This is a genomic window from Adhaeribacter radiodurans, from assembly GCF_014075995.1.
Taxonomy (GTDB): Bacteria; Bacteroidota; Bacteroidia; order Cytophagales; family Hymenobacteraceae; genus Adhaeribacter; species Adhaeribacter radiodurans.
Map to the genome: position 1 here is coordinate 5,602,027 of NZ_CP055153.1, position 22,392 is coordinate 5,624,418.

Consider the following 22,392-nt stretch of genomic DNA (forward strand, 5'->3'; position numbering starts at 1 on the left):
AGTAAAAAAGAAGGCCATTCGTACGAATGACCTTCTTTTTTACTATTCAGCCTTAATCAAAATCTGAATCGCGCAGTTTAACTGGCGGCGTAGACGATTTACGTAAGCGCATATTCAGCATTTCTACCAGCAGCGAGAAGAACATAGCAAAATAGATATAGCCTTTTGGTACATGCGTATGCAACGACTCCAGCACCAGCATAAAACCAATCATAATCAGGAACGATAAGGCCAGCATTTTAATGGTTGGGTGATTATTCACAAAATCGGCAATGTATTTAGAAAAAGCCAGCATAATGCCCATCGAAATAATTACCGCAATAATCATGATAAGAACATTATCTACCAGGCCTACCGCGGTCAGGATCGAATCGAAAGAGAACACAATATCTACGAGTACAATCTGAATGATTACCCGGGACAGGCTATGATACACCTTAGAAACTCCGGCCTCCTCTAATTCTCCTTCTAACTTGTGGTGTATCTCGGTAGTACTTTTAGCAATCAAAAACAAACCACCCGCTAATAAAATTAAATCCCGACCAGTTACGCCAAAATCACTTTCAGTCCAAAACAGGTTTATGGTAAACAACGGATCTTTGAGGCTAACAATCCACGAAATAGACAACAACAGCAGTATCCGGAAAACCAAGGCCAGCATTAACCCAATGGTACGGGCCCGTCCTTGTTCGGCGGCAGGTAACTTACCGGCTACAATAGAAATAAATATAATATTGTCGATACCCAATACCACCTCCATAAAGGTTAGCGTCAATAAGCTTATCCAGGTATCAGGGCTCGCAAAAATATCAAACATAGTTTTATTTTAAATTTATATTTTGATAAAAAGATTAGTAAAAATTCACGAAATCAAATAATTATAACTCCAGATTTTACCTGCCAAATATTTTACAACAGTATCAGAACGGGTTGTAATGCCAGAAACTTCTAACCATTACTAAACCAGATTAGATTTATTTAAGATATTGAATGGCGTGATTGCTGCAACAAAAATTAAACAATCCATTAACTTAAATGCAAAAAGTTCTAACATCCAATATTGGAGTTTTTGCGTCTATTTACTTATGATTTCATGTTAACGAACTGCAATGGCAAGCCCAGGTTCGACTGACGCATTAAGGCAATAACGTCCTGTAAATCATCAATCTTTTTACCGGTAATCCGTATCTGATCGTCCATAATAGCGGCTTGCACTTTTAATTTGCTGTCTTTAATAATTTTTACAATTTTCTTAGCCGTTTCTTTGTCTACGCCCACTTTTACCTTCACGTCTTTTTTCATCATGGGGCCAGAGGGGTACTCTTCTTCCGAGAAATCCAGAGCGGTAGCATCGAGGTTTTGCTTTACCATTTTGCCCATGATAATATCTTCGATGTGCTTTACCCGCATGGAATTTTCGGTGGTGATATGAATTATATTCGTTTTTTTGTCGAGTTCCACGCTGCCTTTGGTATCCTTGAAATCATAACGGTTCTGAATTTCCTTTTTCACGGTATTCAATGCGTTTTCCAGACTTTGCGGATCTATTTTACTTACAATATCAAATGAGGCCATGCGAAAAAGTTTTAGTATTGGTTAAGGAAATAAGAAGTATAAGTGGGAACAAAGTTAATAGTTTTGGTCATACTTGTTGCTCCCTATCTTAGGTTCCCGAGTTACGGTTTAGTAAAGAAATAGAATCCGAAAAACCTGAGATATAAACCTGAATAATTCAGGTAAAAAAGACCAGGCAGTTGGGCTAGCAAAGCCAGCATTAAAAAAATGTACTTTTAACATACCAGAAACAAAGCATCCGATTATGGCAAGTAAAGCAGCTTACCTTACTTGGTCTGGCAAATACGCTAAACTTTTAACGGCTATAGGGGTTTAAGATAATAGTAAAAGCCACGTTTAGTAAACTTTAGTATTACCAGATAGTAAGATACCTGAATTAGGCTGTAGGTTTTACGTATTTCAAAATTCTTTCTTAATCAAACAATAAGGACTAAGCGAACATTATTTTTGCACGGAATAGCGGGCGATAGAGCATTTACCACCGTATAACTTAAAACCTAGTATTTACCTATAAAGCTAAAGCTATGAAAAAGAACACTCGGGAAATATTAATTGGTGCCGGCACCGTAGCTCTGGGAGCACTGGCATTGCGGTATTTTTCGCGCAACCACCAACCCTTAGAAACGGTACCAGCCGTAGACTTAACCCGTTACGCAGGCAAATGGTACGAGATTGCAGCCTTTCCATTAATTTTTGAGCGAGGCTGCCATTGCACCACCGCTGAATACTCCTTAGACCCGGCCGGATACGTAAAAGTAGTTAACAGTTGCAATCGTAAAAGTCCGCAAGGCAAGAAATCGGTAGCCGTGGGCAAAGCGTTTCCGGTACCAGACAGCAATAATGCAAAATTAAAGGTGCAGTTTCAATGGCCTTTTAAAGGCGATTACTGGATTATAGACTTGGACGAGGATTATTCGCATGCATTGGTAGGCACCCCCGACCGGCAGAATCTTTGGGTATTAAGTCGTTCGCCGTTTATGGCTCCTACCTTGTATCAGCGTTTGGTGCAAGTAGCGCAACAGAAAGGATTTGACATAGATCACTTACACCTGACCAACCAGGCTTGTTTTGATTAAGAAGCTTACTTATTATTTTTTTCGTGCGCTTCGTTCTGCCGCATAGGCATGGCATCAATAATTCCGAACAATACGGCAGGTGCCTGGGCATGAGCAGCCCGGTACTTTTCGGTGCCGTCTTTTCCTACTAAAATTACGGTAAACTGCTCCGGATTTACTTTATACGTTTGGCGTAAGGAGGTAGCCGAAGGAAATTCTTCCTTCACGGGCGGATTTACTTCTACATCATTATTTACTACTTGTACTACCAACAGGTCGCGTTCGCTTAGGCCTAAACGGGCCTGACGCAGCATTTTATCCTGCGCCAGCAAAAATTCATTTTGGTTATCGGGAGAAAATACGAGTAAAAAACGATGTTTACCTTTGTCCATTTGAGTAATGATAGGGTGGTTGGATTCGGCTGCCTGAGATTTACCGGATATAGACCAACATAAACACCAGAGCATCCAGCTCCAAATGGCCATTGTTTTTTTACTCATGCTCGATTTTCTGCTATTGCAGTAAATAAACTTTTTAAATGCCGTTTTGTTTAGCTAAGCCTACCTATTATTTAAACTTCTATGGCCTTAGCAGGTTATATGCCACCTAATAAAAAAGACATTATACTCAGCAACAACAGAACTCCAAACGGAACCAGTAGATTAAAAATTAAGAAATGCCGTTGACGCCGATGACGTTGTTGGTTTTGGGTAAGTAAATATCCTACCAGGAACAAGAACGTAAGTACTCCTAGCGGCGCTGTTAAAGTTACCAATATACGGGAGCCCCACCAACCCTGAAAAGTAAATAACACTGCCGTAAAACCAGTAGCCAGCGCCAGACTGCAAAAAGCGCCGAATAAAGCTATCCATAAGTTCTTCAGCATGAAAGAGAAGGAAAGCAGCATCTGGCCCATAAACAATATTACCAAACTACCCAGAGCAAAAACAAATAGTTTATCGGTTATATTCTGGAAATACTGAAGGTATAGTCCGATTCCGGTTAACACCAGCGTGAGATAGATGCACTTGGTATACCCAGCCATAAAACTGCGGATATGTGAGCGAATATCAGACTCTCCGGCTGTGAAGATAGCAGGAGTTAAAAATTTAGAGTACATCATTTTATCATCTAGTTATATTTAAATGGACTAAAAAATTACTTTAAACTACTCGCCTGCTAGTGGCTGATCTTCGAAGGATAAATATAAATAATTATTAATCAAGGAGTATCATTTTAAAAGTACGTTTTTTAAAATATTTTGTTTGGTTAGATAATGTACCCTCTGCTCCTATTATGCGTAAGGAATTTGCGAGCAGATTATTCCGTATCTTTGCTCTTTATTTATTGAAAGATTAAGAAAATTGAAAATAAAGGATTTCCTGGAACTATACCGGCTCGATCCGGTAGTTCAAACCATTGCAGAACGCCTTAAATCGCCGGAAAAAGCCCATTTGCACCTGAAAGGCTTAGCAGGCAGTTTAGATGCCGTAATGGCCGTTGCAGTAAGCAGTTTACAGCCCGGCCACCATGTTTGTGTATTACACGATAAAGAAGAAGCAGCTTACTTTTTATCGGATTTGCAGCATTTATTTAACGGCAAGCAAGAAGCCTTGCTGTTTCCATCGTCGTACAAGCGACCTTATTCGTTCGATGAAACGGAAAATGCCAATATTCTGATGCGGGCCGAAGTACTAAATCAGATTAGTAATAAAGCCGCTGCTGGCTTGTTAATAGTAGCCTATCCCGAAGCCCTTACTGAAAAAGTAATCAATAAAAAATCATTGGTAGCGAATACATTTAGCGCGAAAGTGGGCGAAAAACTGGATGTAAACTTTTTATCGGAAGTTTTAACTGAGTACGATTTTGAGCGCACCGATTTTGTTTACGAAGCCGGCCAGTTTGCCGTTCGGGGGGGCATTGTGGATGTATTTTCGTATGCCAACGAATTGCCGTACCGGGTTGAGTTGTTCGGTGATGAGATTGAAAGCATCCGGACGTTTAATCCCAACACGCAGCTTTCCGTGGAAACTCAAAACAGCGTTTCCATTGTACCCAACGTGCAAACCAAATTATTGCAGGAAACCCGGGAATCTTTTTTAGAATTTTTACCCTCCAATACCCGGCTCTGGTTTAAAGACGTACGCCACGCCATTGATATAATTGATGAATCGTTTACGAAAGCGGAACAGGCTTTTGAGTATTTAATGCTCACCAGTGGTAACACCAAAGTAGTTTCTAAGCCCGAAGACTTATTTGAATCGGGCAAAAGCTTTAAAAAGTTACTGGAGCCGTTTACTACGGTAGAATTTGGCAAACGCTTTCACTTTAAAGCTTCCGAAACCATAACTTTTAATACCAAGCCACAACCATCATTTAATAAGGATTTTAATTTACTGGTTAGCAACCTGCACGATAACCAAACCAATGGCTTTACTAACATTATTGCGGCCGATTCGCCGCGGCAGATTGACCGGCTTACCACTATTTTTGATGAGCTCGATCACGCGGTAAAATTTCAGGCGCTTACCATTTCACTGCGCGAAGGCTTTATCGATGACCAGGTAAAAGTTGCCCTGTACACCGATCATCAGTTGTTTGAACGCTTTTATAAATACAAAAGCAAAGAACGGTTTTCTAAATCCAAGGCCCTTACCTTAAAAGAACTACGCTCGCTGCAACCCGGCGATTATGTGGTACACGTAGATAATGGTATTGGCCGCTTTGCCGGCCTCGAAAAAGTAGAAGTAGGCGGTAAAATGCAGGAAGCCATTCGGTTGGTATACCGCGACGATGATTTGTTGTACGTGAGTATTCACGCGCTGCATAAAATTAGTAAATATACCGGCCAGGAAGGCACTCCGCCTAGCATGAGCAAGCTGGGTTCGCCGGAATGGGAAAACAAAAAGAAGCGGGTTAAGAGCAAGGTAAAAGATATTGCCACCGAACTGATTAAACTGTACGCCAAACGCAAGTCGGCACCGGGATTTGCTTTTTCCCGCGATGGATTTATGCAAGCCGAGTTGGAATCCTCGTTTATTTACGAAGACACCCCCGACCAGGCCAAAGCAACCGAAGACGTCAAAAACGATATGGAGCAGCCGCACCCCATGGACCGCCTCGTGTGCGGCGATGTGGGTTTTGGCAAAACCGAAGTAGCTATTCGGGCCGCTTTTAAAGCCGCTACCGACAGCAAACAAGTTGCAGTACTGGTGCCTACTACCATTTTAGCCATGCAGCATTACAAAACTTTTCGCGATCGTTTAGAAAAATTTCCGGTAAACGTAGAGTTTGTAAATCGTTTTAAAACGGCCAAGGACATAAAAGAAACTTTACAGCGCGTTGCCGAAGGAAAAACCGATATTCTGATTGGCACCCACCGCATTGTGAGTAAAGATGTAAAGTTTAAAAACTTGGGCTTAATGGTGATTGACGAAGAGCAAAAATTTGGCGTAAAAACGAAAGAAAAGCTAAAGGAAATGCGCGTGAACGTAGATTCGCTTACGCTCTCGGCTACTCCTATACCGCGTACGCTGCATTTTTCATTAATGGGTGCCCGCGATTTATCGGTAATTGCTACGCCACCGCCTAACCGCCAGCCAGTACAAACGGAGCTGCACGTTTTCGATCAGACTATTATCCGCGATGCCGTAATGTACGAGTTAAAGCGCGGAGGTCAGGTTTTCTTTGTGCACAACCGGGTGGCCGACCTGGATGAAATGGCTAACCTGATTTTGAAATTAGTACCCGATGCCCGCATTACTTTTGCCCACGGCCAAATGGACGGCGAACAGCTCGAAAAGCGCATGATGAAATTTGTGGAAGGCGAATTTGACGTTTTAGTTTCCACAAACATTATTGAATCTGGCTTGGATATTCCGAATGCGAACACCATTATTATTAACCGGGCGCACATGTTTGGTTTAAGCGATTTGCACCAGATGCGCGGGCGCGTAGGGCGCTCGAACAAAAAAGCGTATTGTTATTTACTTACCCCACCGGTGTCCAGTTTACCTTCTGATGCCCGCAAGCGTTTGAGCACTTTAGAAGAATTTTCGGATTTGGGTGATGGTTTTAAAGTAGCCATGCGCGATTTGGATATTCGGGGAGCAGGTAACTTGTTGGGTGGTGAACAAAGTGGTTTTATCAACGATTTAGGTTTTGAAATGTACCACCAGATTCTGGACGATACCATTAAAGAACTAAAAGAAACCGAATTCCGCGATTTATTCCTGGGCTCTGAAAAAGACCTGAACCAATTCCTAGACGTGGTGCGTGAATGTACCGTAGAAACCGACCTGGAAATACTTATACCGGATACCTACGTGAGCAACATTTCGGAGCGTTTAAACCTGTACAGCAAACTCGACCGGGTAAAAGATTTGCCAGCCCTGGAAAAAATTCAAAAAGGTATCATCGATCGGTTCGGCCCTTTACCGGAATCAGTAGAGAAGTTGATTCAGATTGTGAAACTACGTTGGAAAGCGCAGGAAGTAGGTTTTGAGAAGCTCACGATTAAGAAAGAGGTAATGAAAGGGTATATCTCTTCGGTAAATAACGACAAATATTTTCAGTCAGAAACTTTTGGCCACATCTTAAAATACGTGCAGCAACATCCCCGTCAATCGCGGCTGAAAGAAACCAAAGACAAACTGATCGTTATTTTTGACAACATTAAATCGGTAAATGCCGCCTGCGACGTATTTGAGCAGTTAACCGAAAGTATTAAGCACTAAAGCTAAGTAGGAAAGGCGCCGGCTGGTGGAAGGTAAATTTTTAAATAATCGTAAATTTTAGTCTGACGAAGATCTAAGGGCAATGGCGTTAGTTGCCCATAAATTACCTTAAACTTCTGTTTAAGTGCTATAAACGTATCTTTTTAAATTTTTGCTTTGGACTATGGTCCATGGTCTATCGACTAAATTATACATTCCGCAGCCAGGCCTTTGCTTCTTCTATGTCGTCGAAGGTTTGAATATAATCCGGATGGTGAGCGTGCGTTAAGGTTTTTTCCGTGGATAAGCGGCTGAGCATACTCGGGGAATAAATCCAGGCAAAGGCTTGCAGGCCATGCGCCTGTAAATCCGGAAACCAAATATCGGCACCCCATTTGGCGGCACCAGACCACATACCTTCTACCAGAGTGTTATCGTTTAGAACTTTAGTACACGCCTCGGAAATAAGATATTCGAGTATTTTGCCGCAGCCATCTTTTACCGACTGCGTCGTTTGGAAACCAATCCAATTAACATAAATCCAGTTGTTGTCTGTATCGTAAAAAATTTCGATTTGATCTGTAAAGTATAGTTTTTCCATTCCGAAAGAGCAGTTCTATGACAACTCTCCTAAAGACCTGTCGTAGCATATAATGTTTAAAAATCAGGCCAAAAACAAAGGCCAAGTAATATATTTAAATAATTCTATATTTTTCTGTGATTAAGTTAGATTGCCTGCTTATTTTGCTCAACTATATTTACGTATCTTCCTCTTTCCTAGAACTGAGTTAAACAGAGTCCTACTAGCAAATTGCTGAGTGCACAATAAGAGAACTGGTCTATTTCAGGTAGTCCTGGTAAAGAATTTAAAACTCTTTTAAGACCTGTGTTGAATAGCTAAACACACAATTTCGATATAAACGAGATTTGCCGTTATGTGGTTTAAAAAATAATAAAGGAAGTAGCGGGGCTTGTTTTAAATTTATTATCAGAAAATAACTACTATTCGTTATCCCGCTAGTTAATTTCTAATTTAGCGCCGTTTCTGTTTTACGCATGATACTTACCTCCAAATTACCTCAAGTTGGCACCAGCATTTTTACGGTGATGTCGCAGTTGGCGCAGCAGTACGGCGCTATCAATCTATCGCAAGGCTTTCCGGATTTTAATTGTCCACCAGAATTAACTGAGTTGGTAAGCGATTATTTAAGGCAAGGTTTTAACCAGTACGCTCCAATGGCCGGGGTACTAAAATTACGCGAACAGATAAGCAGTAAAACCGAAAAATTGTACGGGTTTGCGCCCGACCCCGATACTGAAATAACTATTACTTCGGGTGCTACCGAAGCTTTATACGCTGCTCTGGCAGCCATTTTACGCCCCGGAGATGAAGTAATTATACTCGAACCGGCTTACGATTCGTACGTGCCGGCTATTTTACTCAATGGTGGCCAACCCGTTTTTGTACCTCTGCAAGTACCTTCTTTTGCAATAAACTGGCAACTGGTAAAAGAAGCCATTACGTCCCGCACCCGGGCTATTTTACTTAATTCGCCGCATAATCCATCGGGAGCCGTTTTAAGCGCTTCGGATTTACTAAATCTAGCCGAATTGGTGACAGATACTAATATTTTAATTATCAGCGATGAAGTTTACGAACACATGGTTTTTGATGGCCAACCGCATTTAAGTTTACTTACTAAACCCGAACTGGCCGCTCGTAGCTTTGTCATTTCTTCGTTCGGCAAAACCTACCATGCTACTGGCTGGAAAGTGGCTTATTGTGTGGCTCCTGCGGCATTGACCATTGAATTCCGGAAAGTACACCAGTATTTGACTTTTAGTACGGTTACTCCTATTCAGTACGCCATTGCCGATTACCTCGATAATCAGGAACATTATCTTACTTTGCCGGCATTTTACCAGGCCAAACGTGATTTATTTCATCAATTACTGCAAAGCTCCCGGTTTACCTTAACACCTTCGGCGGGCACGTATTTTCAATTAGTAAGCTACGAAAACATTACCCAGGAAAGGGATCAGGCTTTTGCCCGTAGGTTAACAACTGAAGTGGGCGTAGCAGCTATCCCTATCTCGGTATTTTACCACCAGCAAACCGATCATGGCTTGCTCCGCTTTTGTTTCGCTAAAAACGAGGACACCTTACGCGCCGCCGCCGAAAAATTAAATCGTTTATAAATTTTAATTTTTGGTTCGGCCCCATTCCAGAAAATTTACTTTTTTTAACCATGCAGAACTTAACTATAACCTTCATTCAAACGCCGCTTTACTGGCACGATCGAGCCTTAAACCTGGAAATGCTGGCCCATAAAATAGAAGAGATAAATCAACCTACCGATTTAATAATTCTGCCGGAAATGTTTACGACTGGCTTTAGTATGCAGGCTCCGGAACTGGCCGAAACCATGTATGGCCCCACTTTACTCTGGCTGCAAAACATGGCCGCAGCAACTAAAGCTGTAATTACCGGAAGTTTGATTATAAAAGAAGGCGAGAATTATTTTAATCGTTTAATCTGGATGCCGCCTGATGGCAACTATGCTTATTACGACAAAAAACATTTATTTAGAATGGCCGGCGAAACCCAGGTATATGCTGCCGGAGCGCGTAAGTTAATCGTCACCTTAAAAGGATGGAAGGTTTGCCCCTTGATTTGCTATGATCTGCGATTCCCGGTTTGGAGCCGCAACGTACAAAACGAATACGACTTACTGCTCTACGTGGCAAATTGGCCCGCGAAAAGAGATATAGCCTGGAAAACCTTACTACCCGCCCGCGCCATTGAGAATGTAGCCTATGTAGCTGGGGTAAACCGGATAGGCGACGATGGCAACGGTCATTTGTACAACGGAGATTCGATGGTAGTTAATTTTAAAGGTGCTATTTTATTTTCGGCGGGGTCCAAGGAGAGTACTCAAACCATTACTCTTAATCGCCAGGAATTAGAAGATTTCCGAAAGAGCTTTCCGGCTTATTTGGATGCTGATGATTTTACGATATCGTAAAAGCATCTATTTATTGTAACAATTATTAGATTATTTGTTTAATATCGGCTTGCTTTTGGAGCCTTTGCAAGTCTCCAAGCTAGGGTGCTGATGCAGTTCAAAGGACTAAGTTTGCCTCATGGCCGGCGGGCCTCGTTTGGCTCTTTCGGGCTGGTCTAAGCTTCCTTTCCTCGACTCCGTCTGCGGAATGTGGCTATGCCACACCGGAACCTTAGAAGGCCCTCAACAGCCAAACTGGTGTCAGTTACTAGTAGAGACCTGAATCAACTCTCTACGACTTCTTTATGGTCTTTATGGCGCGGAAGTTACTTCCGTGCCTTGCAAACTATGTATTCTATCAATTTGTCAGCTTTAAAAGGAAAGTGACGGAAGTCACGGGCGATAATGGTTAAACAATAAGATTGGTAGGAATAGTAGATTTGCTTTACTTATTTTTATTTGATAGAAATTTCTTAACTAAGGTTTTGGTTTGCCTTCTAAAGCACTAACTATAAAAATCTTCTAAATTCTGAAATAAAAGCTGTTCCTCTGGGTTTTTAAAAAAAGTAAGTTGGGTTCGGTTGGTGAGCAGGCGTTCGAGCCGTTGGTGTTCGCCTTGTAAAATAACCAAACTCTGTTGCTGCCGACGAATAAGAACTTCTGCTAAACGGATTGTAGCACCTAAAGATATATCCGGTTCCGGACAGTTAAAGTAAATACTGCAGCGCTCTGCTTGTTGGGTTACCTGGCAGGTATGCGTAATTAAAAACTCTTCAGAAAAAGAATCTACGTCCAGGCAATCTACTTTCGGAAAGTAATTTTTTACTTTAATTAGAAGTGGTTTTTGATACGGAAAAATGGGTTGGAATTGTAAATCGGCGTAAATAAAAGCAAACATATTATTGGCTAATTAGTAACCGGTAACCAGCTGTTTTACCCGCTGCAGTTTGTACTTGTACATAATACAAACCGGCTGCTAAATTGGCCACGTTAAACTGGTGTTCCCGGGCGTAACTTAAACCACTGGAGCGTACTTTTCTTCCTTCGGAGCTATATAAACTAACCACCATTTTCTCGGGTCCAGTAACGGTTACTTCCTGGGTAGCCGGATTTGGGAAAACAGAAATAGCTAAAGTTGGGGTTGGTTTTTCATCTTCCAGGCCGGTACCGTTGCGGAGCTGTTGCGTTAAGTAAAATAATCCGCCTCCGGAATTGCCGGCAATAATTTCCGGTTGACGATCGCCGTTTAAATCGGCGGCGGCTAAAGCTACGTGGGCACCTAAACGGGTAGCTACTGCCTGGTTACTAATAGAGTTGGCTAACAAAGCCGGAGTTTCCTGGAACGTAGCATTTAAATCAGCCATAAAATTGGCGTATATTTTAATTACGCCGCGGTTATCTACGGTAATTAACTCCGGAGAATTATCGTTATTTAAATCGGCAATAAGCGGATAAAGCGTGCGAACGGCATCTTCGCTGTAGGAAATATTACCAAAACTTTCGTTAGCTAGCGTGTACACCGGCTTAGTGGCCGTACCGGTATTACGGTAAAAAAGTAATGGCCCGCTGGTTTCAGAGATGGGCAGACTTGCCCCAATTAATATATCCTGGTCACCGTCGCGGTCTAAATCGTAAAAAAGCGCAACATCACCTACATTCTCGCCAATAGATAACGACTGTACTTTCGTAACATCAAAGTTAAAAGGCTGACCTGCTTTAGCACTGTTTAAAATATATTTATTGCTGCCCGTAGAACTATTTAAAACGGTAAAGGTAAGATCCAAAGCATTATCTCCGTTTACATCGGCAAAACGGGGTTTTATTCCCTGCAAGCCTAAGGCAGAAAGATTAGCGTAGTCGTCAGTTTTAAAACTAAAATGCGGTTCGGTAGAGGTGCCTATATTTTCGTACAAACTTAGGCTACTCACAGAATTGTCGTCGCGCATGGTAGCATACTTGCCAATTAGTAAATCTAAATCGCCATCGGCATCCACATCGGCAAAAGCGGGCGCACTGTCTTCGCCCACATCCAGCATATTATCCTGTAAAAAGTTATTTTGCTCAAACGAAAACACCGGGCTGGCATTAACGGCTGCCGTATTGCGGTACAACCAAACCGATTGATTAGTGTTAATGCCATCGACATTGGCCGGTAAGTACGGCGACACGAGTAAATCCGGAACGTTATCGAAGGTTACGTCTTCGTAATAAGCTGCCAGAAACTGCCGGAAGTTAGCGGGCGTAGTATTTGCCGGAAAAGCTTTCTGTACCCCGGCGCTGTTCATAACGGCTTTGGCAGGTGTACCCTGATTCATAATCCGGACCAGTTCGCTGCAAGGATCGCCGCCCAGTAAAACGTCTTTATCCAGGTCGTTGTCTAAATCAAGGGCCAGAATAGTAGCTGGTACACTGTGCTTGGTACCTGTAGTACGGCAAGCCGAATTAAAAACGTAATGACCGCAATCATCTTCGCATTTAGTTAATTTGCCCCACCAGGAATCGTCGAGTTTATACCGTAAACTGTCGGTTGCCAGTTTGTCTTCGGCTTGCATATTTTTGTACAACTGAATCGTATGCCCCGAAGCAAAGTCGAAACACAAAATATCTAAATCGCCATCGTTATCCAAATCCTGAATTCCGGGCAAATCGTCGCCGCTCACCTGAATATTTACACCATTGTTAAACCTAATAAAATCTTCGGCTAAAGTAAATTGCAGAGGGCCATTAGGAAGTGTAACATTTTGATATACTTTTATGCCCAAATTGGTTTTGGTAAAAATATCTTTGCGGCCATCCTGGTTGTAATCGCGCAGAACTACCCAATCTTGCAGGCTGTCCGGAAACAGAACTTCGTATTCGGGTTGGTGCTGCCAAGTCCATTGGCCGTTTACTTGTTTTGCCAGATAGGTAGTAATTTTATTTTGAGTCCGGTCGAAAACAAATAAATCTTCGGTTTGGTCGTGGTTTAAATCTATTTTGGAAAAAACCGCACTGTTTAAACCTCCGGCCCAGGGACTATTAAAAATTTTCGCTCCTACGGTAATCTTTGCGTTATTTTGGTAACGAATTTCATAATATTGCTGCGCGAAGCTTTGACTGTGAAATGCCCAAAAACCAATAAGCAGAAAACCAAATAAAAACCTTGTCATACGAATTAAGTAACGCTGAAAGAAGTTCAATCTATACAAATATATGGCAGAAACCATACTCTTGCTCTACGAAAAATATCTGGAATGTGCGGCCGTGAGCACCGACTCAAGAGCCAACCAAAATAACAGCTTATTTTTTGCTTTACACGGCCCCAACTTTAACGGGAACCAGTTTGCCGAGCAAGCCTTAGCCAAAGGCGCCCGTTATGCCGTGGTGGATGACCCCAGTATGGCCAGCAACCAGGTATTGGTAGTACCTGATACTTTAAAGGCTTTGCAGGATTTAGCAAATTTTCACCGGCAAAAGCTTACCATTCCGGTAATTGGCATAACAGGTTCTAACGGTAAAACCACCACTAAAGAATTAATAAACGCTGTTTTAAGCCAGCGGTTTAATACGGTATACACCAAAGGCAATTTAAATAACCACATTGGGGTACCGCTCACTATACTCAACATTAAGCCCGAACACCAGATTGCCATTATTGAAATGGGTGCCAACCATATTGGCGAAATTGAACAGCTTTGCCGGATAGCCGAGCCTACCCACGGTATTATCACGAACATTGGCAAAGCCCATTTAGAAGGTTTTGGCAGCTTAGAGGGAGTAGCCCGCGCAAAGAGCGAGTTGTACAGACACCTGTTACAAAACCGCGGAACGGCTTTTATTAATTCCCAAAACGAACTTTTACAACGGATGGGAAGCCGATTACTTACTAAAATTACTTTTCCGGCTCCCGGCGATTTTTTTCATTGCAAATTTATTTCGGCCTTGCCCTACGTAGTTTACGAATCGGAGAACGGTGAAATTGTTACTACCCAAATTATTGGTGAATATAATTTTGAAAATATAGCGGCTGCTTCGTGCATTGGCAAATACTTTAATGTACCTATTACTAAAATTAACGCCGGAGTAGCTAGTTACCTACCATCTAATAACCGCTCCCAAATAATTAAAAAAGGAACGAATACCATTTTGCTGGATGCCTACAATGCAAATCCTTCGTCGATGGCTGCCTCGGTAAAAAACTTTGCTCAAGCAGAAGCCGAGCACCGGGTCTTAATTCTGGGTGATATGCTGGAATTGGGAACTGCTAGCGCCGAAGAACACGCCCAATTAGGTAAACTAACCGCCAACTTACCGTTTGACCAAGTGCTGTTGTGCGGTCCTGAAATGGAAAATGCCAGCGCCTATGCTCCGGCCGCCTGGCATTTTAATACCAAAGCTGAACTGCAGCAATGGCTGCAAGAACATCCAGTACAAAACAGTTTGATATTAATTAAAGGCTCCCGCGGAATGAGTTTAGAAACGTTAGTAGATAGTTTGGGATAGTTGCCTATTAACCAATTAAATAGACGTATTGTTGCCTGTTGAGCTTTGGAGCCTTTTCAAGTCTCCAGGCTCAGGTGCTATCTAGTTTGACATGGCTGAGACGGTTTAGCGAACCTTGGCTCACTCCGTTGCGCCATGCTGCTCTGCAGCACCGGAACGCTAAAAGGCCCTCTATAGCCAAACTGGTGTCAGTTTCTATTAACTACTTGTAACTACTTGGTTATACCAGATAATTTTATTCTTAAAAGCCTGAATCTAGTTCTTGTAGTTTAGGTAGGATTATGTCTTTGGGGGAAAGAATGGGTTCGGTTAATTCCCAGTTTATGCCGAGGGCTGGATCGTTCCAGAGGAGGCCGCCTTCTGCGGCTGGATTATAGTAATGACTGCATTTGTACATAAAAATAGTATTGTCGGTTAGGGCGGCAAACCCATGCGCAAAACCTTCCGGAATAAAAAACATATTATTCTTTTCGGCGTCGAGCTCGCAGGCAATGTGCTGGCCGTACGTAGGCGAATTTTTCCGGATATCCACGGCAATATCTAAGGCCCGGCCGGCAGCTACCCGCACGAGTTTGGCCTGCGCGTAGGGAGGCTTCTGAAAATGAAGTCCGCGCAACACCCCCCGCTGCGATACCGATTGATTATCCTGAACAAATTCTGTAGAGATACCATTTTCCGCAAAAACGCGGTAACTATACGATTCAAAAAAGTAACCCCGGGCATCGCCAAACCGGCGCGGAATAATTTCCACGGGACCATCCATCAGAAAGCGTTTAAATTCCATAAGGTGTATTGTAAGTAAAACCTATTTATGCTCTTAAAAAAGTAAAATTTATAGTTAAGTTTTGAACCGGATTGTTTTAGAAAAGAGACCCTCCTATCCAGCAAAACCTATTTTTAAAAAAGTTTAAAGTTTGTTTATCCTGATTTTTAAGCTTTGGCCGGAATAGAGTTAATCACGGCTAAATATTTATCAATCACCAATTGTTCATCGAATTTAGTAACGGCTAACCGGCGACTGGCAGCGCCCATTTGTTGCAGTTGAGAATCGGCTAACAAATACATTTGCTCCATTTTAGTTGCCAGATCCGTTGCGTTGCGTACTTCGCAGAGGTAACCATTTTCGCCGTTAACCACTGTTTCTTTACAACCCGGCACATAGGTAGTAATAATAGGTTTACCCAACGCAGCAGCTTCCAGTAAGGTTTTAGGCGTACCTTCGCGGTAAGAAGGCAATACTACGCAATCCGATTCTAAAATAACCGAAGCTACATCGTCGGTGGTACCTAAATATTCAATAGCGCCTTCGTTTACCCAAGCCATAAATGTGTTTTTCTTGATACCAATATTGCCTGCTTCATCGAGGCCGCCCAGCAATTGGCAGCGTACCTGCGGGTATTTTTGTTTTAACTTCCGGCTGGCTTCTACAAATTCTACCACGCCTTTTTCGTACAGCACGCGGGCAATCATTAAAAAAGTAAAGTCCAGGTTACGGGTAAATACGGGTGCGGGCACAAATTTTTTAATATCAATACCCGAACCGGGCAGCACATCCGTTAAGCGAGGCTTCACCAGTTTATAATGAATAAATAAAGCCTGGTCGTCGTGATTCTGAAAGAATACTTTTAACGGAAACCAAAAAGCCAGGCGGTATAAACCCAAAGCCACTTTCGAAACCAGGTTGCGCACAATAAACACCGTACCCAAACCCGAAACGTTATTAATAGTAGGAATGCCCGCTAATTTAGCCGCCAACGTACCGTAAATATTAGGTTTAATGGTATATTGTAAAATTACCTGGGGCTGCACTTTGGTATAAACCGAATAAAACTGCTTAATTAAAAGCATATCCTGCAAAGGATTGGTACCTTTATTTTCCATTTGGATAGGTACGTATTGGCAACCGGCGGCTACTAAATACGGCGAATAAGCATCAGGTGGAGCAATGGCTATTACTTCGTGCCCCTCTGCCAAAAGCGCTTTTACCAGGCTCATCCGAAAATTGTAAATATTCCAGGAAGTATTAATTACAATGGCAATCCGCATAATGGCTTTCGCTCCGCCCGTTTTTTAGCGCCACAAAGATAGAAAGTTCCCGGCAAAGTTCCTGCTATTACCCTGGTTAAGGCTTTTGGGTTGTATTATTTAAAAAATAGGCTGTCAGAAAATCAAAATTTACTTTTTTTACCCTACTTTCCGGTTTCCTGGCGGGCCAGCTACGTTGAAAGAAGTTGAATAAGCTGTTTTAACAGAGTTGAAAAGCGGCTAAAATTTGAGTTATTCTTATCCCTTCTAATTATATTAAAATGGGTAATTGATTAATCAGCTTATTTAGTAAAACAGATTTTTAGAACAACGCATAGGTAACCAACGGAAATAGTACTTGTAGGGCTGCTTACGTGGCCTTTTTGCAAAAATTAACGTACACTTTTTATTTTACTTTTATTTTTTACATGGCCAAAAAATTACATGATACCGCTAAAGTGCAGGAAACTGCTGTTTTAATAGCTGTTCCTTCTAAAACGCAACCCGACGAACAAACCGAAGAATATTTGCACGAACTGGCTTTTCTTACGGAAACTGTAGGGGTTCAAGCCATTAAGCGTTTTATTCAGAAATTAGAGAAACCCGACATTCGCACGTACGTGGGCAAAGGCAAGCTCGAAGAAATTAAAGCCTTCGTGGAAGAATTTCAGATTGACATGGTTATTTTCGACGACGACCTTACTCCTTCGCAGGTGCGCAACCTGGAAAGCGAGCTCAAGGTAAAAATCGTAGACCGTAGTTTATTAATTCTGGATATTTTCGCGCAACGGGCTAAAACGGCTCAGGCCCGCACACAGGTTGAAATGGCTCAGTACCAATACTTTTTACCCCGGTTAACTAACCTCTGGACCCACTTATCGCGGCAAAAAGGGGGTGTAGGCATGCGGGGCCCCGGTGAAACAGAAATTGAAACGGACCGTCGGATTGTGCGCGATAAAATTGCTTTGCTCCGCGACAAGCTCGACAAACTGGATAAGCAAAATTATCAGCAGCGAAAAGCACGGGCCGAAATGGTGCGCGTAGCTTTGGTTGGTTATACCAACGTAGGCAAATCCACGCTCATGAATTTACTATCTAAATCAGATGTTTTTGCCGAAAACAAATTATTTGCTACCGTTGATGCGACCGTGCGCAAAGTAGTAATTAACCAAATTCCTTTTTTGTTGTCAGACACGGTAGGATTTATTCGCAAATTGCCTACCCGCCTGATCGAGAGTTTTAAATCTACCCTGGATGAAATTCGCGAAGCTGATTTGCTCGTGCACGTAGTAGATATTTCGCACCCTTCGTTTGAAGAACACATTGAAATAGTAAATAAAACTTTAAAGGAAATTAACTCCGCCGAAAAACCGGTGTTGCTCGTGTTTAACAAAATAGACCAGTACCGCACTCAGGAAGCAGAAGAACTTAACGATATGGGCGAAGGCGCCGAACGGCCCACGTTAGAGGACCTCAGGCAAACGTACATGGCTAAAATGCATAATCCGGCCATTTTTATTTCGGCCACGGCCCGCCTGAACATTGATGCCCTACGAGAAGAGTTGTTCGCCCGGGTAGCCACCATTCATAATGAGCGCTACCCAAATGTTTTGCCCCCTTCCGCCGAAGAACTGCATACCCCAGACAGGTACGAGGGTTAATATTTACTTTTTCGCTGATTTTATTTTAAATCTTTTTCCGGTATTCGGTTATGGTAGCTAAAGACTTGTACCTACTACCAATTACTGGCACGAGTTCCGGTTATCGGTTGTATTTGGGAGGATATATGGAATAAGGAAGTAAAATATAATGCAGATAACCGGAGTTACTCCGTTTATCTGGTAGTTAGCTGATATTTAAAAGCAAAAAAACTCTATGAGTTCACAGGAATATGTTTATAAGGTACAGCAACATTATGAAAGCTATTTTCAAACTTCTGGAAACAAAAAAGTTTTAGATAAAGGACCAAAAGAAAAACTTCACCCAAACTTTTATATTCTTGAGTTTGCTCCAAATAAAATCCACGACTTCTGGACTTATTGCACAGTTGGGATGTCAGTTGATTGTGAAGAAGAAAATCTTATTGAGCTTTTCATTTACTCACCTCGTCAGGACGTTGCACTTATAGAATTATTGACAGTTGCAGCATCTTACCACAGGAATGTTCTTCCTTTAGATTTGAATCACACGGTAAATATTGGGCAGCCTTGGCTTGATGATTCGAAATGTGACCACGGATTTATATCCCTTCCCTATTTAGATGGGGAACAACTTGAAATTTTGGAATTAGGAGAGAAGGTAATTAATTGTTACTGGTTCATACCAATTACAGAAAAGGAACGGGACTATAAAATGGGAAATGGTGTAGAAGATTTGGAACAGCTATTTGAGGAAAAGCAACTTGATTATCTGAATCCAAACAGAAAAGAACTAGTGGTATAATTAAGAAAAACAACAGCTAACCACGTGTATACTTTATGCTTCGGCCGATGGCCTAGCGCGTCGTTTACACTAGTCCGTCAGACTGTCTAATAACATAATATAATTTGTAACCTCCAGTAGGCTAAGTAACTAAACAATAAAGTACTAGCTCACTTACCTGATGAAGTTTATACAAAGTAGCCCACGCAGTCAAGTTCCTTTTTCCGGTGCCAGCCTGGAGGAGGCCATTTCAGCGGAGAATGAGGTGCGTTACATCGATGCCTTTGTAGACGCACTCCCGCTCCAGAAACTAGGCTTCCGCCTGGCGTTTACCGAGAATGGCCGCCCGGCTTACCATCCAGCCATCTTACTTAAGCTCTTTATCTATGGCTATCTCAATCGCATCCGCTCCTCCCGGTGCCTGGAGAAGGAATGCCACCGCAATATTGAAGTGATGTGGCTGCTGGGCCAACTCACCCCGGACCACAACACGATTGCCAACTTCCGCAAGAATTACCCCAAAGCCATCACCCAGGTCTTTCGGACCACCGTTCAAATGGCCCGTCACTTTCAACTGATCGGGGGACAACTGCTGGCTGGTGACAGCACGAAGCTGCGGGCTCAGAACTCCAAGAAAAATAACTATAACCAAAGCAAGATTGCGCGTCACCTGGCCTACATTGAAAACAAGCTGGCTGGCTTCACCCAAGCCCTTGCCCTAGTAGATAATGCCGCGGAAAGAGAGCAGATCACCCAGGCGATGACCAAGCACTTGCAGCGGCAACAGTATTACCGCCAGTTGGCTCAGCAGCTAAAGAACTCGGGAGAGGAACAGGTGTCCACCTCAGATCCAGAAAGCCGGCAGATGATCATCCGAAATACTATTACCGAAGTAGCTTACAACGTACAGACTACCGTAGACGCCAAGCACTGCCTGCCTATTGACTACCAAGTGACGAACCACAACGACAGTAAGGCGATGGGTAATATGCTGCGCCGGGCCAAGAGTATCGTTGGTCATAGTTCCTTCTCCGCTCTCTTTGACAAGGGGTACCATACGGGCTCAGAACTGGAAATCGCCCAACGGCTGGGTATCCGCACACTGGTAGCCATTCCAGCACCGGCTGCTAGTGCCCCGGACGCCAACTACAACCTAGAGCACTTTGCCTATGACCCTGCCAGAAATGTGTATGTCTGCCCGCAGCAACAGGTGCTTACCACCAACGGTAGCATCTACACTAAAAATCGGGGTTATTCCAACCAGACTAGCTTTTGGCAGTACCGCACCAGGTCCTGTAAAAGTTGTCTCGCCCGTATTCGCTGCACCACGGCTAAAAACGGCAAACTTATCGAACGCAACGTCTACTCCCCCGTTTTTGAAAAGAATCGAGCGAACATTACCGCCAACCCGGAGCTTTACAAGCGGCGACAGGCCATTGTCGAGCATCCTTTCGGCACCCTGAAAAGGCAGTGGGGCTACAGCTACGTACTCTCCAAGAAGGGCATAGCCCGTGCTTCGGCTGATGTGGGACTCATGCTGGTGGCCTACAACCTACGCCGGCTGCTCCACATACTGGGGATGCAGGCCGTTATGGCTTATATCCAAGCACGAGCTGCCTTACTAATCGGCTCCCGTACTAAAGTTAGCGTACAGTTGCAGCGATACATGGAAAATATAACAATAAGTCTAAACTGCTACTTTATATATCTTAAGAATACTATCTTTATGAAACTATCTAGCCGAGGTTATTAGACAAACTGCCGTTGGCTGCAAGCTTGACCATTAAAAATTTACTCATTACAAATTAAAATTAGGCATATGAAAACTTTTATTTTTTTACTGCTGACAGTTTTTGTCTCAATTGTTAGCATGGGACAAAGTTCCAAGGATGAAGAATCAGTAAAAAAGGTAATCAATGCATTTCAAGATGATTTCAATGATGGAAGTTTTAAAAATGCTGCTGCTTATACAACCTCAGATTGGGAACACCTCGATCCAGGAGGCGGAATCGTCAAAGGGCGTGAGGAAGTTTTAAAGGTAGTTAGAGGAGTTCATCAAACAATTTTAAAGGGAGTAAGTATGACAATACAAAGCATGAGTATTCGCTTTATTACTCCTGATGTTGCAATAGCAGATGTCATTCACAAGATTAGCGACTTTGAATTACCGGCTGGCGTGAAGCATAAAAATGAACTGAATTTAAAAACTTATGTAGTAGTAAAACAAAAGGGAAAATGGTTATTAACGCATGACCAAAATACTACTGTAGCCGGTTCTAATACGGCAGAAAATCCGAAGTAAATATTCTGACAATGTCGGTTTGAACAAAGAAGCAAGCAGCCAACAGCAGCTTTAAAAAATAAGGGCTGAAGAATATACGTTTAGCGGATTACTTTTATTGAGCAGCAAAAAGTAAATTAAGCTGCAGTTCTCCCAATGCCCTTACTTCTTAAAGCTATAAACCGTTAATGGTTATTCTTACCATCTCGCCTAAATATTAAACCTGAAAAGCTATACTTATGAACATGAACATTATTAATACTGGCAATGAACAAGGACAAAGTATTTCAGTAGTTGGCGACACGTATCGTATTCTGATTTCGGGCGAGCAAACAGGTGGCAATTACGCTGTTATTGACATGCTAGTAGTACCTCCTGGTGGTGGACCGGGGCCTCACGCGCATAAAGACATGCAAGAAATGTTTTATGTAGTTGAGGGAGAAATTGATTTTAAAATGCAAAGCGGCAGCTACACGGCAAAAAAAGGGGCTTTTGTAAATATTCCTTTGGGAGGTGCCGTTCATAGCTTTAAAAATAAAACAGATACAGTTGCACATTTACTATGTACCGTTGTTCCGGCAGGTTTGGAGAGCTTTTTCAAAGAAATAGGAAAACCTATTGCTGCAGGTGAATTTTTAACGCCGCAGCCTCCAACGTCAGAGGAGTTAAACAAACTGCAACAACTAGCCGAAAAATATGGGCAAAAACTTTATCCACCCAATTTCCTAGACTAAGCCTTTATTTTTACAGATTTTTTTTATACCGGATAAAGCAAAATAGTTAGAATGCATGCCCGAACCGCTAACACGGCCTATATTAAAGAGCGGCTTAAT

Annotated in this window: 20 protein-coding genes; 11 read left to right on the plus strand and 9 right to left on the minus strand. The window is 42.5% G+C overall.

Going from position 1 to position 22,392, the window contains the following annotated elements; all coding sequences use genetic code 11:
* Positions 1-52: 52 nt before the first annotated feature.
* Together HUW48_RS22305 and HUW48_RS22310 are read right to left on the minus strand one after the other, a co-directional pair.
* The gene (locus HUW48_RS22305; RefSeq protein WP_182413032.1) at positions 53-817 is read right to left on the minus strand and encodes a TerC family protein; all 765 of its coding nucleotides are present in this window, start codon (positions 815-817) and stop codon (positions 53-55) included.
* Positions 818-1,083: 266 nt separating this feature from the next.
* Positions 1,084-1,575 carry a YajQ family cyclic di-GMP-binding protein gene (locus HUW48_RS22310; protein ID WP_182413033.1) on the minus strand — a complete coding sequence of 164 codons (492 nt, stop codon included), beginning with the start codon at positions 1,573-1,575 and terminating at the stop codon, positions 1,084-1,086.
* 524 nt (positions 1,576-2,099) lie between these two features.
* Here HUW48_RS22310 and HUW48_RS22315 point away from each other — a divergent pair.
* Positions 2,100-2,651, plus strand: a complete 552-nt coding sequence (locus tag HUW48_RS22315) for a lipocalin family protein (RefSeq protein WP_182413034.1) — start codon at positions 2,100-2,102, stop codon at positions 2,649-2,651.
* A 5-nt stretch (positions 2,652-2,656) separates the two neighbouring features.
* Here the strand turns inward: HUW48_RS22315 and HUW48_RS22320 are convergent, their stop codons facing one another.
* Both HUW48_RS22320 and HUW48_RS22325 read right to left on the minus strand, forming a co-directional pair.
* Complete coding sequence (locus tag HUW48_RS22320) at positions 2,657-3,130, minus strand: DUF4174 domain-containing protein (protein ID WP_182413035.1); 474 nt, start codon at positions 3,128-3,130, stop codon at positions 2,657-2,659.
* A 95-nt stretch (positions 3,131-3,225) separates the two neighbouring features.
* The gene (locus HUW48_RS22325; RefSeq protein ID WP_182413036.1) at positions 3,226-3,753 is read right to left on the minus strand and encodes a hypothetical protein; all 528 of its coding nucleotides are present in this window, start codon (positions 3,751-3,753) and stop codon (positions 3,226-3,228) included.
* A gap of 241 nt (positions 3,754-3,994) precedes the next feature.
* Here HUW48_RS22325 and mfd point away from each other — a divergent pair, with 241 nt between their 5' ends.
* Positions 3,995-7,366 (plus strand): transcription-repair coupling factor, encoded by a 3,372-nt coding sequence (gene mfd, locus HUW48_RS22330; protein WP_182413037.1) that lies wholly within the window; start codon positions 3,995-3,997, stop codon positions 7,364-7,366.
* A 187-nt stretch (positions 7,367-7,553) separates the two neighbouring features.
* On the opposite strand, the gene HUW48_RS22335 is transcribed toward mfd, so the two are convergent.
* The gene (locus HUW48_RS22335; protein WP_182413038.1) at positions 7,554-7,946 is read right to left on the minus strand and encodes a hypothetical protein; all 393 of its coding nucleotides are present in this window, start codon (positions 7,944-7,946) and stop codon (positions 7,554-7,556) included.
* Between the two features lie 455 nt (positions 7,947-8,401).
* Between HUW48_RS22335 and HUW48_RS22340 the strand changes: the two genes are divergently transcribed.
* The 3 genes from HUW48_RS22340 (at position 8,402) to HUW48_RS22350 (ending at position 10,633) form a co-directional block, all read left to right on the plus strand.
* On the plus strand, positions 8,402-9,544 hold the full coding sequence (locus HUW48_RS22340; RefSeq protein ID WP_182413039.1) for a methionine aminotransferase: 1,143 nt from the start codon (positions 8,402-8,404) through the stop codon (positions 9,542-9,544).
* Positions 9,545-9,594: 50 nt separating this feature from the next.
* The gene (locus tag HUW48_RS22345) at positions 9,595-10,371 is read left to right on the plus strand and encodes an amidohydrolase (protein ID WP_182413040.1); all 777 of its coding nucleotides are present in this window, start codon (positions 9,595-9,597) and stop codon (positions 10,369-10,371) included.
* A 118-nt stretch (positions 10,372-10,489) separates the two neighbouring features.
* Positions 10,490-10,633: a hypothetical protein gene (locus tag HUW48_RS22350; protein WP_182413041.1), complete on the plus strand. Its 144-nt coding sequence runs from the start codon at positions 10,490-10,492 to the stop codon at positions 10,631-10,633.
* A gap of 222 nt (positions 10,634-10,855) precedes the next feature.
* Here HUW48_RS22350 and HUW48_RS22355 read toward each other — a convergent pair whose 3' ends face one another.
* Positions 10,856-11,248: a hypothetical protein gene (locus tag HUW48_RS22355; protein ID WP_182413042.1), complete on the minus strand. Its 393-nt coding sequence runs from the start codon at positions 11,246-11,248 to the stop codon at positions 10,856-10,858.
* Between the two features lies 1 nt (position 11,249).
* Positions 11,250-13,499 carry an FG-GAP-like repeat-containing protein gene (locus HUW48_RS22360; RefSeq protein WP_182413043.1) on the minus strand — a complete coding sequence of 750 codons (2,250 nt, stop codon included), beginning with the start codon at positions 13,497-13,499 and terminating at the stop codon, positions 11,250-11,252.
* A 43-nt stretch (positions 13,500-13,542) separates the two neighbouring features.
* Between HUW48_RS22360 and HUW48_RS22365 the strand changes: the two genes are divergently transcribed.
* Positions 13,543-14,832, plus strand: coding sequence for a UDP-N-acetylmuramoyl-tripeptide--D-alanyl-D-alanine ligase (locus HUW48_RS22365; protein ID WP_182413044.1), 1,290 nt, complete (start codon positions 13,543-13,545; stop codon positions 14,830-14,832).
* A 241-nt stretch (positions 14,833-15,073) separates the two neighbouring features.
* On the opposite strand, the gene rfbC is transcribed toward HUW48_RS22365, so the two are convergent.
* Complete coding sequence (gene rfbC, locus HUW48_RS22370) at positions 15,074-15,616, minus strand: dTDP-4-dehydrorhamnose 3,5-epimerase (RefSeq protein WP_182413045.1); 543 nt, start codon at positions 15,614-15,616, stop codon at positions 15,074-15,076.
* 146 nt (positions 15,617-15,762) lie between these two features.
* Entirely contained in the window at positions 15,763-16,878 is a 1,116-nt protein-coding gene (locus tag HUW48_RS22375) for a glycosyltransferase family 4 protein (protein WP_182413046.1), read from the minus strand.
* Positions 16,879-17,285: 407 nt separating this feature from the next.
* Here HUW48_RS22375 and hflX point away from each other — a divergent pair, with 407 nt between their 5' ends.
* The 5 genes from hflX to HUW48_RS22400 all read left to right on the plus strand — a co-directional run bounded on the left by hflX (position 17,286) and on the right by HUW48_RS22400 (position 22,293).
* Positions 17,286-18,518, plus strand: coding sequence for a GTPase HflX (hflX, locus tag HUW48_RS22380; RefSeq protein WP_182413047.1), 1,233 nt, complete (start codon positions 17,286-17,288; stop codon positions 18,516-18,518).
* Between the two features lie 214 nt (positions 18,519-18,732).
* Positions 18,733-19,299 carry a suppressor of fused domain protein gene (locus HUW48_RS22385; protein WP_182413048.1) on the plus strand — a complete coding sequence of 189 codons (567 nt, stop codon included), beginning with the start codon at positions 18,733-18,735 and terminating at the stop codon, positions 19,297-19,299.
* 160 nt (positions 19,300-19,459) lie between these two features.
* On the plus strand, positions 19,460-21,031 hold the full coding sequence (locus HUW48_RS22390; RefSeq protein WP_182411961.1) for an IS1182 family transposase: 1,572 nt from the start codon (positions 19,460-19,462) through the stop codon (positions 21,029-21,031).
* 66 nt (positions 21,032-21,097) lie between these two features.
* Positions 21,098-21,580, plus strand: a complete 483-nt coding sequence (locus tag HUW48_RS22395; RefSeq protein WP_182413049.1) for a YybH family protein — start codon at positions 21,098-21,100, stop codon at positions 21,578-21,580.
* 218 nt (positions 21,581-21,798) lie between these two features.
* Positions 21,799-22,293 carry a cupin domain-containing protein gene (locus tag HUW48_RS22400; RefSeq protein WP_182413050.1) on the plus strand — a complete coding sequence of 165 codons (495 nt, stop codon included), beginning with the start codon at positions 21,799-21,801 and terminating at the stop codon, positions 22,291-22,293.
* The last annotated feature ends 99 nt before the right edge of the window (positions 22,294-22,392 follow it).